Consider the following 14675-nt stretch of genomic DNA (forward strand, 5'->3'; position numbering starts at 1 on the left):
ATGAATTTCAAAATTCCAAAAATTTACCCGCAATCTTGTCATTGCTATAAACGGACGGCCGAACTAAGAATTCGACAAAAATTTTAACCCCAATACTAAAACATAGTCCAAGGTTTCAACCTTGGGAACGCTTGGAATGGAACACATTGTATACCCAAGGTTGAACCTTGGGCTATGTTCAAATATGCTGAAGCCTTTGTCAAAGTTTAAACTTTGACAAAGGCTTATGTTTTTAAAATTGGAATTCGGAATTTAAATATTTGGAATTTTCGAAGTCTAATATTTCAAATAATTATCAACGACAATTTTTGCTTTCAAATCAAACATTAAATTGTACAAACCAAAGAAAGTACGATTCATGTAAATAAAGTGTTTAGAACCACGGTTTCCGTTCATTTTTTTAAGGTTTGTATCTTCTGAGAAACGTTTTCCTAACTCGGCAATAGCGTTGAAGAATTTTTCATCGGCAAAATCGAAAGTTTCGTTTTGAAAAGGTTTGGTGAAAAGCGATAATAATTCATGAAACATTTCGGTGAAATATTCAATTTCCGCCGGCGTATCATCTTTACGAAGAATTTCTAATTCAAATAATTTTTCGTTGAAAAGCTTTGCATCTGTAATAACATCCTTGTTTATTAATTCAAAATATGGAGTATAGAAATCATCCGGAATTTGTTTCATACAACCAAAATCCAAAGCAATTAATTGGTTTTCATCATTCACCAAAAAGTTTCCCGGATGCGGATCTGCGTGAACTTTTCTCAAAACATGAATTTGATACATATAAAAATCCCAAAGCGCCTGCCCTATTTTATCTCCAACTTCTTGGTTTGTATTTTTGGCAGTAAATTCAGAAAGGTGAATCCCTGTCATCCAATCCATTGTTATGATTTTCTCTGACGAAAATTCAGGATAATAATTTGGAAAAATGATGTTTTCAATTTTACTACAGGCATCAACGACTTCTTGGCTTTGTTTTAATTCTAACAAATAATTGGTTTCTTCAATCAGTTTGTCTTCAACTTCTTTAAAATATTTATCCGAATCTTTTCCCTGCAGATTAAACATTCTGATTGCAATAGGCTTTACCAAAGCCAAATCGGATGAAATACTGTTGGCAACTCCAGGATATTGAATTTTAACCGCTAATTTTTTATCTCCTTTTTTAGCCAAATGCACTTGGCCAATGCTGGCTGCGTTTACTGAATTTGGATTGAATTCATCAAAAATTTCAGTCGGTGTTTTGCCAAAATTATTTTTGAATGTTTTTAAAACCAAAGGCGCAGAAAGCGGCGGAACAGAAAACTGCGAAAGTGAAAATTTCTCTACATACGCCTGAGGCAGAAAGTTCTTATCCATACTCAGCATTTGAGCCACCTTCAGAGCACTTCCTTTCAAGCTTTTTAATCCGTCGTAAATATCTTCGGCATTATTTTCATTTAATTTGTCACGGGTCAAATCAGGATTTACTATTTTTTCAGCATAATGTTTCACATAGTTTACCCCAATTTTGGCTCCAGTCTGAACCAGTTTTCCTGCTCTTTCTATTTTTGAAGTTGGAATATAATCGATGGTTTTCATGATCTGCTGTATATTTTTTCTTTAAAAAGAAACTTTCCTAAATCTATTAAGTGATTTATTGGTGCTACATTCATGAGTTCGAATGACGCATTCACTGATTTCTCAATAAAAATATCTGTTTTTTCAAAAGCGGCTGATTCGTCTTCCATCCAGAATTTAATTGTCAGCATCAATTGCAGCCAAGCCGATTCTTGAATGGCTTTTTCTTGAAACTTCTGCAATTTTTCTTGTTCTAATCTGTAATCATCCGTTAAAATTTCAGAGACATATTCTTTAAAACTATTTCGCAGTGTCGTTAACTGAACTAGGTTTTTAAGTGGATTTCTGTCGATTTTAAGTGATTGAAGCACGTAACTTCTATTAGCAGTTAAAATCTCAAAGAAAGTAAAGTAGAAGCTCAGCATTTTATTTTTCATATCATACTGCTGATATTCTTCGTTGGAGTGAAGCAGATTTACAGTATTTTCAAAAAACAGTCGGAATATTTCTTTTTCTAAACCTTCTAATGTTCCAAAAAAGGAGTAAAATTCGGCTTCAGTAAAATCATTTCCTTTGGCAAAATGATACACTGATTTTGGTTTTTGTCCTTTTTCTAACACTTCTTCCATATATTTTGAAACGATCTCATCTTTGGTAATTACCTTCTTTTTAGATGCCATTTTATTAAAATTTAGAATTTGGTATAAAGGTAAACATTGTTTAAGTACCTTTACTACTAACAAAACCTTAGACACTGTTAAATATATTATAAACTATTATGACTCAAAATGTTCTATTAACAGGCGGAACTGGCTTCATTGGAAAACATTTAACTGATGTTCTTATTGAAGCGGGATATTCCGTATCTGTTTTGAGCCGTTCTGATAGAGAAAACACACCTCGCGTAACGTACTATAAATGGGATTTAAACAAAGATTATATCGATGAAAATGCCGTTCTTAATGCAGATTATATCATTCATCTTGCTGGAGAAGGAATAGTGGAAAAAAGATGGACGAAGAAACGAAAAAAAGTTCTAGTAGAAAGCCGCGTAAAACCAGTTGAATTGATTCATTCTGTTTTAAAACGGCATGATAAAAAACTTAACGCTTTTATTTCTGCTTCGGGAATTGGAATTTACGGTGCGGTTACAAGTCATAAAATATGTACCGAAGAAACGCCTCCTGCTGATGACTTTTTAGGCATGACCTGTCAGGTTTGGGAAAATGCCGCAGATACTATTGAAAGTTTAGGCATTCGAACCGTTAAAATTCGAACCGGAATTGTTTTAGGAAAAGATGAAGGTTTTATGAAAAAGGTGGCACCCAGTTTTAAAGCCGGTTTTGGCGCTGTTTTAGGAACGGGAAAACAATATCTCCCTTGGATTTATATTGAAGATTTATGCCAGATATATTGCAAAGCAGTTACTGACGATCAATTGCATGGCCCGTACAATGCTGCTATAACAGACAATACTACCAATTCGAGATTCTCCAAAATACTGGCATCATTGTACGGATATACAATCTGGCTTCCTAAAGCTCCTTCTTTTATTCTTAAAATTGTTTTAGGAGAAATGAGTGAAGCTATTTTAACTGGGCAAAGGGTTTCATCTGAAAAAATACAAAAAACGGGATTTGAATTTCAATGTACTGATTTAGAAAAAGCGTTAATCAATTGCCTAAAGTAAGTTTACTTCAAGGTTAACATTGTATCATCGCTTCGTATTACGCCCGTTAGCTCTGTATTGGCTGTTTTTGCAATTTTACCCAGAATAGTTTCTGGAATACTAATATTAAAATCGGATATCGCAATTGGAAAATCTGAAATAACTTGAATTCCTTCTGGAACTCTCTTAATTAAAGCATTCACAATAATCTCCTTTGATTTTCCGCGTAAATTTAGTTTGCCTTTTATCAGATATTCTTTTTCTTGTTCGCTAAGATCTTTCAAATCAAATTTTTCAATCTTTCCTTTAAATATTGCTTTAGGATAACGATTGCTTTCCATATAATTATCGTTGAAATGCTCTTGCATTAAATCTAATTTAAAACGAAAATCTTTGATTATAACAGTACAGATAAATGTACTTGTTTTTGGTTCTAAAAGTATGGCAACTTGTCTATTTACAGCTTTGACTTCCTCAAACAAAGGAACAGACGCTTCAAAGTTAATTGTCCCTGTGTTAGTAAAAAACTTATCTTGGGCAATGACAGAAAAAGTAGTAAAAAGTAAAAATAATAAAGTAGTTGTTTTCATAATCGTCTACAGTTAAACAATTATGTCATTCTATTTTTATTCTTTAATAAGAAAGCAAAAAATTATTCTAAAAATCAGATTAATTTATAAAAATGGAACGGCAGTATTCAGTGAATTTTTATTGGTTAAACATATACTTAAAGTTACGATTTTTTAACCAAATGGTTTTCAGAATTTTGCCAAATGTTTGTGAATTTTTCATGTTTTGAAAAAAATCCAAAACCTAAATTCTTCTATTTATTAAAAGGATAAAACACTAATAGAAAAGTATCTCGTTGGTTTAAAAAACCCATATTTTAAATTATTACAACTAAATTTTATAGAAGAAAATAAGGTTTAAAATATAGGTTTTGCATTTATACCTTTAGTAGAGAAATTCTTAAGAAGTTACTTCTGTACAAATCTCAATTAAAAATCCATTTAAATCTCTTGCGTATGCTACAATCTGTCCCCAAGGTTTTTCTACCGGTTCTGCAACTATAACGGCCCCAAAAGAAGTTGCTTTTTGCAAAAGTTCCGGTACATTATCTGTAATAAAACCAATTTCTATTGCAAAAGGTTTGTCTTCTAAACTGCTTTCTATAAAACCATCTTTTAAATTAGTTGCTGCCAATTTTTTTGAAGCAAATGAAAGTGTGGTTTCTCCTGTAATTAATTCCCCATAATCGTTATCTGGCGAGACAAATTTTCTCGAAAAACCAAAAGTATTTTCATAAAACGAAATCGATTCTTCGACATTATCAACGTATAAAATTGTATATCCAAATTTTACCATGTTTTCTAAATTTAATGAGTTTAAAAACTAAATATAAGAATACTTAGCTGATTTCTAAAAGAACATTATATTTATCTAAACTGGCCAAATCTTCGATTGAACTTACTGTAGTTACTTTTTCGTGTTCTTCAATTTCTTTACGGACTTCTATATGTTTAATCGCTTTTCTAAATCTGCGGACTTCTTCAAGATTAGATAAAATGAGTCCTGGAACTTGTACACTTTTACCATCTTTATCTTTGGCAACCATTGTAAAATAAGACGAATTACAATGTTTTATTACACCTGTCTGAATGTTTTCTGCTTCAACACGAATACCTACAACCATTGAACTTCTTCCCACGTAATTAACAGAGGCTTTCATCGTTACCAGTTCTCCAACTTCAATTGGTTTTAAGAAATTCACGGTATCTACAGAAGCGGTTACGCAATAATTACCTGAAAATTTTGATGCCGAAGCAAAGGCAATCTGGTCAAGTAATTGTAAAATATAACCTCCGTGAATCTTACCGCTGAAATTGGTATGCGAAGGAAGCATTAGTTCTGAAATACTAATTTTTGATGATGAAACGGGTTTGTAATCTAATGTCATGTTTTTGTTTTTGGTATTTTTGATTAATTATATGCATCAACACATAGAATCATAGATTAGATTTTTGTGAAAAGAGTAAAAGAAAGAAACTAGTTTGTCACCTATCTATGCTATTTTAATAAATAACGCCTTTTAGTCAATCTAAACTTCTATATGCCTATGTGTTACAATTTAATTTAATAATTCAGTTTCATCTGCGTTTAAAGCTCTGTTGATAATATTCTCTGGAAGTGATTTTTTAGCTTTGGCTCCCATCTTTTTCAATCGTTCTACACTGGAAATTAAATTTCCTTTTCCATCAACGAGTTTATTCATCGCATTTTCATATTCTGATTTTGTGTCTTTTATTTTGTTTCCAATTCTGACCAAATCGACTACAAAACCTTCAAATTTATCATAAAGTGCTCCAGCCTGACGCGCAATTTCAAAAGCGTTTTCCTGCTGTTTCTGATTCGTCCACATACTGTCAATCGTTCGCAGAGTTGCTAATAAAGTACTTGGCGTTACGATAACAATATTTCTATCAAAAGCTTTATTGTATAAAGCTGAATCCTCGTTTAAGGCAATGGCAAAAGCAGGTTCAATAGGAATGAATAGCAGAACAAAATCCGGACTTTCTATTTGATACAAGTCGTGGTAATTTTTACTTCCTAATTGTTCAACATGTCTTTTTATGGAAATTACGTGTTCCTTGAGCAATTCAATTTTTAATAGTTCCGACTCTTCATTGACCCACTTTTCATAAGCAACCAGCGAAACTTTCGAATCGACAATCATTTTCTTCCCATCTGGCAAATTGATTACAACATCAGGGAAAACCCTATTTCCTTCACTGTTTACAAAACTCTGCTGTACTTCGTATTCGCGTCCTTTTTCTAAACCTGATTTTTCGAGAACGCGTTCCAAAACCAATTCGCCCCAATTTCCCTGCATTTTACTATCGCCTTTTAAAGCTTTGGTCAGGTTCAAGGTTTCTTTGCTCATTTGAGCATTCATTTCGCTTAAACCAATAATCTGCTGGCGGAGTGCGGCGTGATAATCAATACTTTCTTTATGTGTCTGTTCCACCTTTTGTTCAAATCCTTGAATTTTATCCTGCAACGGAAGCAGAATACTTTTCATATTCAAGGTATTCTGTTCAGTGAATTTAGCCGACTTTTCTTCGAGAATTTTGTTGGCTAGATTTTCAAACTCTTTGGTAAATTTAGCTTGAAGCTCGTTTATCTCACTTTTTTGTTCTTTATGACGTTCCCATAAGTTTTCAAAATCTACTTCTTTTTTCGAAAGCTGAATGGCAAGACTATCTTTTTCAGTACGGATATTTTCTTTTTCAGAATTGACTAATTGCAACTGTTTTTGGAAATTATTTCGTTCCATTTCAAATTGTTCTTTCTGCAACTGCATTTGATTGGCATATGCCTGCAATCGTTCTTCCAAACTTACTTTTTCTGATTGAAATCGAGCCGAAAACAGCAGTTTTCCTAAGTATATACCTATTAGTAAAGCGATTACAAAAGCCAATAAAACCGGAAGAAAATCTATCATATTTAAGTTTATTTTAAAATAAAAGTACACAATAATACAGAGTTGAAAGTTTATAAAATTAAAAAATAACGAATTACTATTGGATTTTAAATTAAACGAACATTTTTTAATAATTCTTTCTTTTTTTACGCAACCTTTTCAATAAGTCGTCATCTACATGAGTATAACCTATTAAAATAGTATCATGAAAAAATTAATGCTGTGCTTATTTGTAGCTTTTGGAATTGCTGCTTGTTCACTTGGAAACGATGATCTGCCAAATGTAAACTGCGGAACTAATGCTGAACTTCCTTTTACAGGTATTCCTCTTTTGTGCACTTATAGTGTAAAAACACTGCCAAGTACTCCAACTGCGCTTGTGATAAACTCTCAGGAAAAACTGGAAACCTATTTTACAAAGCATGAAAGTACTTGTCCTGCTTCGGGTGATCTTAACATTGATTTCTCTAAAAATTTTATAATTGGAATTTTCGCAGGAGCAAAACCAACAAATGGTTATGCTATAAAAATGACTTCAATCGTAGAGAACAACTGCGAAATTGTAATCAATTTCTATGAAAAAGCACCATTAACAGGAGAAAATGTAACGCAAACGCCAACCTATCCATCTGATTTTATTGTTATTCCAAAAACTAGTAAAGGAATACTTTTCAACAGAACAAATGAAAGCCCAGATAATATTGTAATTGGAACATTCAATGCTGGTTGTACAGGAGCTGATTGCCAAAATTTCTTTCAAATTAATGATTTCAACATTTTGAAATTTCTAAATGTAAAAGCTGGAATGTATGATTTTGGGCAATATCAATATACTGCTAAAACTAAAAGAAGTGAATATACTTTATTCTTAAAAACTGTTCCTGCTGAGATTTTAGCTTTAAAAGGTCAGACTAAAACATACGGAACACCAGATTCTTCAGGTCAGGGAGGAGTTTATTTTGAACTACGCCAAGGCACAAGTATAACAAAAATTTATATTGACAACAACGATACAGCAGATCAAAGCGCTGAGGTAAAAGCGTTTAAAAAAGCTGTTAAAGATAAAATTACAAGCTTAAAATAATCGTCTAAAAATCATTAGTCTTATGTGTTTAAAAAGAAACAAAACACTGACAACCAAAGACTAACAAAGAAATATGCTGTTAAAAGTATTTACAAAAGCCTCTTTTGTAAGCTTATTAAAACTATTTTTGCAAAACCAAAATTAATTCATTTTTTGAAAGACGATTTAGAAAAATATATTAAGCAATGCATGAAAAATGACAGAGCAGGACAACTGAAAATATATCAGTTGTTCTCTCCTGTTTTATATGGTATATGCTTAAAATATATGAAAAATGAAGATGATGCCAAAGATGTATTTCAAGAAGCCTTTGTCATTGTTTTTCAAAAAATAAACCAATATAAGTTTGAAGGAAGTTTTGAAGGATGGTTAAAACGAATCTTTATCAACAAACTTATCGAAACCTTAAATAAGAAGAAAAAAGAGAGTTTCTTTTTGGATGTTTTTGATCCCGATACTGATTTTGTTGAGGAGGAAGAACTCGAAGTCATTTCGATAGATCAGGAAAAATTACTGGAATATATTAGGGATTTACCCGATCAATACCGGACGGTTTTTAACCTCTACGTTTTTGAAAAAATGAAACACAAAGAAATAGCCGATTTATTAAAAATCTCTGAAGGAACATCAAAATCAAATTTAAATCGGGCCAAGCATATTTTGCAAAAGAGAATATTGAGCATAAAAAATTTTAAAACAGCATGAAGAAGGAAAAAATAGAAGATATTTTTTCATCAATGGAAGACTTCTCAAGTGTTCCTCCTCCAGAATTATGGAGCCAAATTGAAGAAAAATTAGACAAACCAAAAAAGAAAAGAAGAGCAGTTCTTTGGTGGTCGGCGGCAGCATGCTTGTTATTGGGCTTATTACTTCCTTCTGTTCTGCATTTTACTTCTAACTCTGCAACTAAAACAACTGTTCCGAATGTTTTAGACCAAAATACTATTGTTCTTGATCAAAAAGATCATGAAAGATCTATTCCAGCTGCATCTGATGCTCAAACTAAAGAGGCAGAACTGGAAAAACAGCTTATGAATAACAGCCGGGTTTCATCATCAGAAAAAACTAGTAATCAATCAAACCAAAACCAAACACAGGAATCAATTAATGCTCAAACTGGTTCTAAACTTAAAAATACTTTCGATTCAAAAAAACAACAAAACCATTTCAACAACTCAATTTCGGCTGAAAAGGCAATTGTTTCAGCTCAAGAAAATAAACCTGATGCGGTTTCAAAAAATCAGATTTTGAATTCTAAAAAAGGCGTTTCTAATCAAACCGTTGCAGAAAAATCATTTTCTTCGGCTAAAGGAAATGCTTTCGACCAGACTTCTAAAAATCAATATAACGATTCTAAAACTGCTAAATCTAATCAGGTTGCTGCTAAATCTTTTGTCCCAAATCGATCTGACAGCTTTAATTTTGATTCAAAAACTCAATCAGCCGATCTTGAAAAAAGAAATGCAGATAAGGTACTTGCCGAAAAAACATTTTCTTCTGGAAAAAAGAAAACATTCAATGAGGCTTCTAAAAACCAATTTTCAAATTCTGTTTTTGAAAAAGCTTCAAACCCAAAAAATAATGATGCACTTGCGTTTATTCCTTTAACCGGAAATCAAAATGCAGCAAAATCAAGTATCGAAAAGCAAACTGCTCAAAATGCCATTGAAAGCAGAGAAATGGCTAGTGTAGTTCAAAAAGAAAACTCAAAAAGTACTTCTTCTTTTCCGAATGTAAATTCAATAAATAAAAAGCAAGATGTATTAAGCCACAAAGATTCTATTCAGCTTGCAGAACTTCATAATCTTGAAAAAGGAATTTTAACGCCGGAAGACAAAAAGAATATTGAAGAAAAATTAGCCGCTAAAACAGATAAATGGGCTGTTGCGGTTTTTGCCGGAATTAACAATTCTGAAAATTATAAAAATGAAAAAACGCTGGGCAGTTCAAACGATTCTAAGCAATCTAATACCTACGGAGTTAAGACTACTTATAAGATCAGCAAAAAGTGGGCTGTAGGTTCTGGTTTAAAAGTCAATGAATTAGGTCAAAGCGTGGCTAATGTATCGTATTTAAGCGCTCGAAACTTTGCTCTAATTGCACCAAGCAATGTTTATGATTCGCCTGCACAACCTAAGCAAATTGTAAGCAGTTCAGAATATTTACTTATTTCAAATACTACCAAAGAGGCATTTAAAAATGATGATGTACAAAGTGGTAATCTGGATCAAAGTCTTCGTTATATCGAAATGCCATTAGAGGTTTCGTATTCTGTTTTCAACAGAAATAAAGCGACTATCAATATTAATACAGGAGGTTTTGTTGGTAAACTTATTTCGAATAATGTGGCTTTAGACGGACATTCTATTGGAGAAAATATAAGTGCAAAAGATTATGTTTACGGTTCGACATTAAGCAGTACTTTGCAATATCGCGTGTACAAAAAAACAAATGTTTTTGTAGAACCTGCAATGAATTATTACATCAATCCATTAAACAGCCAGTCTTTCAACCAGTTTCAATGGGGATTGAATTTTGGTCTAAATGTTTCTTTCTAAAGTTAATTTGTAGTAATTTTCAGAAAAATTTTAGAATTGATTTTTTATGAATTTTGCTATTGCTTCATCTGATTTATTATTAAGCAAAGAAATTGTTTTTGATAAAGCCGAATTACAGCCAGCTTCGTTGCAAAAAGAAACTGAAAGCGAAGAATATAGTGCATATCGTTTTGTGTTAAACCATAAAAACATTTGTTACAGAGAAGCGAAAATTACTCCAACCAAAACGGGACAATTTGTTACTCTATGGAAACGCAATCAAAGAGGAACTATTGAACCCTTTGATTATTCTGATGATATTGATTTTGTGATTGTCAATGTTCGAAAAGATCAAAATTGGGGACAATTTATTTTTCCAAAGAAAGCATTATTAGAAAAAGGCATTTTTTCTACTCAAAATAAAGAAGGAATCAGAGCGACAAGAGTGTATCCGCCTTGGGATGAAACCACAAGCAAACAAGCACAAAAAACTCAGAAATGGCAATTAGATTATTTCTTTCTCTTTACACATCAAAGCAATATTGATTTAAAAGAATTGAAAAAAATATTCGCATAAAAAACAAAAAAGGCAGTTCAAATTTAAACTGCCTTTTTTTATGTATTTAAATCGTTACGATTATTTTTTAAGCACTTTGTTTTTGTAAACCACTTTATTGTTTTCAGATAACGTATAAACGTAAAGTCCCGGATATAAATCGCGTACTGAAAGTACAGTAGTCGAAAGTTCTTGACTGCTTTTAATCTCGATTGGGTTTCCTAACAAACGTCCGTTAATATCGTAAAGTCTCAATTTAAGATTTTTATTGTCATTGGTTTTCACCGCAACATTTATAACATCATACGCTGGATTTGGGAAAGATGCCACGTAGAATCCGTTATTAACCCCAAAATCTGGTGTTGATAATACATCTTCTTTTAATTCGAAACGCGCAATAACTGGTCCGTGGTCTGAAGTCGTTGTTGTATAACTAGCAATATCATTTCGCGGATCATACACCGCAATCGAATTGGCAATATATTCGTCGTTAAGTTCATTAGAAATCATGATATGATCTAAGAATCCGCCTGAACTTAAAAAACTGTAAGCACCGGCTTGGCTGATTCCTAAAGTAAGCGCGTTGTAGTTGTTTGTATCGGTTACAAAACTTTCATAAGATGAAGGTTGCCCTGCAATTACAGAAGCTTTTACATCGTCATTATAATCTCCTAAAATAATTAGATTAGCGTTTGGATAATTCGCATCTAAACTATCTTTCAACACTTGTGTATCGTATTTACGCATGTTGTAACGAGAAAGATCTGAACCACTGTTTGCACGAGCATGAAGGTCTATCAATTTGATTTCTTTTTTAACTCCTGCAATATTTGTTTCGATTGTTACCATGTATGGAAGACGTCCTGAAGAGAAAAAACTACTGCTGTTTCCTCCAGGATAATTCGCCAATGTTTTGGTTCCGGCACGTAATTCATCGTAAAATTCTTTGAACATTACACGTGTATTTTTTACCGTAGTGGTTTGAGTGTTGTAAAGCACGACTAATTTTTGAGGAGGGAAATTAGGATCTGGTGCTTGAAATGAATACGACCAAGAAGTTGATATTGTTTTGTCGAATGTTTTTCCGTTTATATTAATTTTCTGAATTAAAATATCAATTGAAGGATCATCTGAAACTTCTTGAACCACGTAAACGTCTGCATTTAGTTTATTCATTACTTTAGCAACGTTTTCAATTTGTAATGCATCATCTACAGGGCCAAATTCTACTCCGTCTGTTCCTTTTACATCTGTTCCGAAGAATTCTAAATTATAGGTTACTACATCAAAAGTATCTGCTTTTGGTAAAGATGATCCAGTTAGAGAACCAATTTGTTTGTTTAATGAAGTTCCTGTAACCGTCAATTTTCCTGTAATAGACAATTCTTTAGTTGTTGGAGCAAATCTTACATAAACCACTTTATTATTAGCAGCATCTGCAGCATCAACTACTACACTTGATTGGAAAGTCGTATTATCTAATGATAATTGATATCCTGCTGGAGCAGAAATCGTAATATCTCCATAACCTTCTGCTTTAAAAATAAAGGATTGGCTTGCAGAAAGTGTATTTGGACTTACGTCTCCAAAATCCAAAACGGGATTAGCATCTACATAACCTATTTCATTTGTAATCGCATAATCATCAAATGACCATTCAGATGCATTGTTTGTTCCACCAGCTGTTGTTTCGTAAACCCAAGCCACATAGGTATGACTGGTTTTATAACCGCTTAAATCTATATATTGTGACGGTGTGTAAGTTCCGGTTACCGTTGGAAAATTACCGTTTAATTCTACCCATGTTGCTGTTTCCGGATTGCTTTTCCCATCGTAATCTGTAGAAACCACTAATTTTAAAGATGGTCCTGCATAAAATTTACGTGAATAAAAAGATAACAATGGAAATGCTCCAAAATTATCCAAACGTAATTTTGGTGAGATCAACCAATCTTTACTTGGTCCATTGTCAGAATATCCATTCATTAAAACTGCACCTGGAGCGCTGTTTACGTTTCTTGCTGTAGTCGTATAAGTCCATTTGTTTACAGTTCCAGCTACATTATATTGTGTCCATCCACTGTTTGTTAAAACATTTGCATCATTGAAATTTTGAACATACGGATTAATTCCTGTTCCTGTTAAAGCAATTGTTTTTGTTCCAGCTCCAGTAGATTCATTTGTAATTGACCCTGAAAAACTGGTTAGTACATCTGGAATAAATTTCACGTAAACGGTTTGAGAAGCATTTAAAGCGAAATCAGCCACAGCGAAAGTTAACGATGAAGAAAATGTGGTATTATCTTTTGAGATTGAAAAATTAGCAGGAGCTGTCACTATAACATCATTGGTAAGGTTAGCAGCCTGAATTTGATAACTTAAAGTTTCTGAATCGTAATTTACTTCAGAAAAACCTAAATCTAAAGAAGTTTCAGTTGTCGTGATAGAAGGAATAGCAACACTTGAAGTAGTCGCATCAACTTTAACTACAGCCGACTGTACATTGCCATGAGCATCTTCTGAAACAGAAAAAACAGAGTAAGTGGCGTTTAAGGCTAGTCCAGCAAAGTTTTTTATATATTCTTGAGAAGCATCTGTAATATCTAAAAATCCTGATTGCAACGCTGCTGTTCCAGTTGCATCTTGCCCCGCTTTTACCTGAGCTGCAGATGGATCTGCGCTTCCTCCCGGAAGTAATACAAAATACGTTTTTCCGATTTCGTTGATTTTATTAATAAAGTCAAAGCTTTCAGATAAAATATTATCGGCTTTTGGATAACCTGCAACATTTACTGGCGCATCAACATCGCTTCCTATTGTAATATTATCTATGGCAAATGAAGGACGAGATCCTGCTCCAGAAACTTGTCTTGAAATCCATCGAAGCTGCACTACAGGCTGATTTTCACATTCTGCTGGAAGTGTAATTGATATAGTTTGAGGATTTTGCGGAGTAGTAACTCCTGAACCCGTTTGTAATGTAGTATTATTAGAATAAACAGTTTCTGTTAAAGTTGTAAATGCCGCAGCAGTGCCTACTCTATACTGTAAAACCATTTCGTTTACACGAGTATTATTTGTCCCGTCATAAGGATTACGAATAGTCATTGCATCGTACTGAACTTGTATAGCAGATTGTCCTGTTGTATTAACAGCAAGAGCAATTGTTAAGTCTAGTGAACCTGTGTTTAGAAAACCAATTTTCCCATTATAATTATGGAAATTTCCACTATTTGTACTTGCACCACTATTGGCAACCAAAGCTCTGTCGGCTACTAAAATTCCATTGGTATTAAAAGAAGCGCTTGGAGCAGTGGCAGCCGTCCAACCCTGAAAACCTGCTGGATAAGTTGTAGAGCTTGCTGCTAATCCGTCAAAATTCTGCACATAAGGCAGATTTTGAGCAGCGGGCATGGTCTGCGCACTTAAATGTAAAGAGAAGCAATAAAAAAAAACTAAAAAAGTCATTAAATGACGAAAAGAGTAATTGTTTTTCATACGTTGTAGAATAGAGTTTTTAGAATTCAAATTTATCTCGTTTAAAGTTAAGAGAATATTGTAAAAACATAAATTAATTGTAAGGTATTTTATAAAAAAGTGTCAGAAAAATAAATCCACCACTTTTCCAATTGCGATAAATGATAGAAATTATGCTGTCTGAGAATGCATTTATAATTTCTTTCAAAAAAACAAACAGCATTTTAAATTAACAGGAAAAAACACTATTACAAATAATAGATCACCTTTAAAAACAAAAAGCCATCTGAAAAATCAGACGGCTTTTGACA

General features: G+C 32.9%; 12 protein-coding genes. 5 read left to right on the forward strand and 7 right to left on the reverse strand.

Translation table 11 applies throughout. The features are described from left to right. Positions 1–276 precede the first annotated feature (276 nt). Entirely contained in the window at positions 277–1581 is a 1305-nt protein-coding gene (locus P2W75_RS20445; RefSeq protein WP_276381896.1) for an AarF/ABC1/UbiB kinase family protein, read from the reverse strand. Beyond that, a complete protein-coding gene (locus tag P2W75_RS20450) occupies positions 1578–2240 on the reverse strand; it encodes a TetR family transcriptional regulator C-terminal domain-containing protein (protein ID WP_276381897.1) in 663 nt (220 codons plus the stop codon). The genes P2W75_RS20445 and P2W75_RS20450 overlap by 4 nt, the downstream gene beginning before the upstream one ends. A gap of 98 nt (positions 2241–2338) precedes the next feature. Between P2W75_RS20450 and P2W75_RS20455 the strand changes: the two genes are divergently transcribed. Continuing rightward, entirely contained in the window at positions 2339–3250 is a 912-nt protein-coding gene (locus tag P2W75_RS20455) for a TIGR01777 family oxidoreductase (protein WP_276381898.1), read from the forward strand. A gap of 2 nt (positions 3251–3252) precedes the next feature. Here P2W75_RS20455 and P2W75_RS20460 read toward each other — a convergent pair whose 3' ends face one another. The 4 genes from P2W75_RS20460 to rmuC all read right to left on the reverse strand — a co-directional run bounded on the left by P2W75_RS20460 (position 3253) and on the right by rmuC (position 6731). Then, complete coding sequence (locus tag P2W75_RS20460) at positions 3253–3819, reverse strand: YceI family protein (RefSeq protein ID WP_276381899.1); 567 nt, start codon at positions 3817–3819, stop codon at positions 3253–3255. Between the two features lie 379 nt (positions 3820–4198). Further along, the gene (locus tag P2W75_RS20465; RefSeq protein WP_276381900.1) at positions 4199–4594 is read right to left on the reverse strand and encodes a VOC family protein; all 396 of its coding nucleotides are present in this window, start codon (positions 4592–4594) and stop codon (positions 4199–4201) included. A 43-nt stretch (positions 4595–4637) separates the two neighbouring features. Continuing rightward, the gene (locus tag P2W75_RS20470; RefSeq protein ID WP_207294929.1) at positions 4638–5186 is read right to left on the reverse strand and encodes an acyl-CoA thioesterase; all 549 of its coding nucleotides are present in this window, start codon (positions 5184–5186) and stop codon (positions 4638–4640) included. Positions 5187–5357: 171 nt separating this feature from the next. Then, positions 5358–6731 (reverse strand): DNA recombination protein RmuC, encoded by a 1374-nt coding sequence (gene rmuC, locus P2W75_RS20475; protein ID WP_276381901.1) that lies wholly within the window; start codon positions 6729–6731, stop codon positions 5358–5360. 184 nt (positions 6732–6915) lie between these two features. Between rmuC and P2W75_RS20480 the strand changes: the two genes are divergently transcribed. From P2W75_RS20480 to P2W75_RS20495, 4 genes are all read left to right on the forward strand, one after another. Next, positions 6916–7794, forward strand: coding sequence for a protease complex subunit PrcB family protein (locus tag P2W75_RS20480; RefSeq protein WP_276381902.1), 879 nt, complete (start codon positions 6916–6918; stop codon positions 7792–7794). Positions 7795–7947: 153 nt separating this feature from the next. Beyond that, positions 7948–8499: an RNA polymerase sigma factor gene (locus P2W75_RS20485; RefSeq protein WP_207294926.1), complete on the forward strand. Its 552-nt coding sequence runs from the start codon at positions 7948–7950 to the stop codon at positions 8497–8499. After that, positions 8496–10352 (forward strand): hypothetical protein, encoded by a 1857-nt coding sequence (locus tag P2W75_RS20490; RefSeq protein ID WP_276381903.1) that lies wholly within the window; start codon positions 8496–8498, stop codon positions 10350–10352. Before P2W75_RS20485 ends, P2W75_RS20490 begins: the two co-directional genes overlap by 4 nt. 46 nt (positions 10353–10398) lie before the next feature. Beyond that, a complete protein-coding gene (locus tag P2W75_RS20495) occupies positions 10399–10908 on the forward strand; it encodes a MepB family protein (RefSeq protein ID WP_276381904.1) in 510 nt (169 codons plus the stop codon). Positions 10909–10968: 60 nt separating this feature from the next. Here P2W75_RS20495 and P2W75_RS20500 read toward each other — a convergent pair whose 3' ends face one another. Then, positions 10969–14301, reverse strand: coding sequence for a T9SS type A sorting domain-containing protein (locus tag P2W75_RS20500; protein ID WP_276381905.1), 3333 nt, complete (start codon positions 14299–14301; stop codon positions 10969–10971). Between the last annotated feature and the right edge of the window lie 374 nt (positions 14302–14675).

It is taken from the genome of Flavobacterium sp. H4147, assembly GCF_029360735.1.
Taxonomy (GTDB): Bacteria; Bacteroidota; Bacteroidia; order Flavobacteriales; family Flavobacteriaceae; genus Flavobacterium; species Flavobacterium endoglycinae.

What these genes read in the sequence shown, in the direction of transcription:
- P2W75_RS20445 (WP_276381896.1), bottom strand. Translation starts at nt 1,581, where the DNA reads ATGAAAACCATCGATTATATTCCAACTTCAAAAATAGAAAGAGCAGGA.
- P2W75_RS20450 (WP_276381897.1), bottom strand. Translation starts at nt 2,240, where the DNA reads ATGGCATCTAAAAAGAAGGTAATTACCAAAGATGAGATCGTTTCAAAA.
- P2W75_RS20455 (WP_276381898.1), top strand. Translation starts at nt 2,339, where the DNA reads ATGACTCAAAATGTTCTATTAACAGGCGGAACTGGCTTCATTGGAAAA.
- P2W75_RS20460 (WP_276381899.1), bottom strand. Translation starts at nt 3,819, where the DNA reads ATGAAAACAACTACTTTATTATTTTTACTTTTTACTACTTTTTCTGTC.
- P2W75_RS20465 (WP_276381900.1), bottom strand. Translation starts at nt 4,594, where the DNA reads ATGGTAAAATTTGGATATACAATTTTATACGTTGATAATGTCGAAGAA.
- P2W75_RS20470 (WP_207294929.1), bottom strand. Translation starts at nt 5,186, where the DNA reads ATGACATTAGATTACAAACCCGTTTCATCATCAAAAATTAGTATTTCA.
- rmuC (WP_276381901.1), bottom strand. Translation starts at nt 6,731, where the DNA reads ATGATAGATTTTCTTCCGGTTTTATTGGCTTTTGTAATCGCTTTACTA.
- P2W75_RS20480 (WP_276381902.1), top strand. Translation starts at nt 6,916, where the DNA reads ATGAAAAAATTAATGCTGTGCTTATTTGTAGCTTTTGGAATTGCTGCT.
- P2W75_RS20490 (WP_276381903.1), top strand. Translation starts at nt 8,496, where the DNA reads ATGAAGAAGGAAAAAATAGAAGATATTTTTTCATCAATGGAAGACTTC.
- P2W75_RS20495 (WP_276381904.1), top strand. Translation starts at nt 10,399, where the DNA reads ATGAATTTTGCTATTGCTTCATCTGATTTATTATTAAGCAAAGAAATT.
- P2W75_RS20500 (WP_276381905.1), bottom strand. Translation starts at nt 14,301, where the DNA reads ATGCCCGCTGCTCAAAATCTGCCTTATGTGCAGAATTTTGACGGATTA.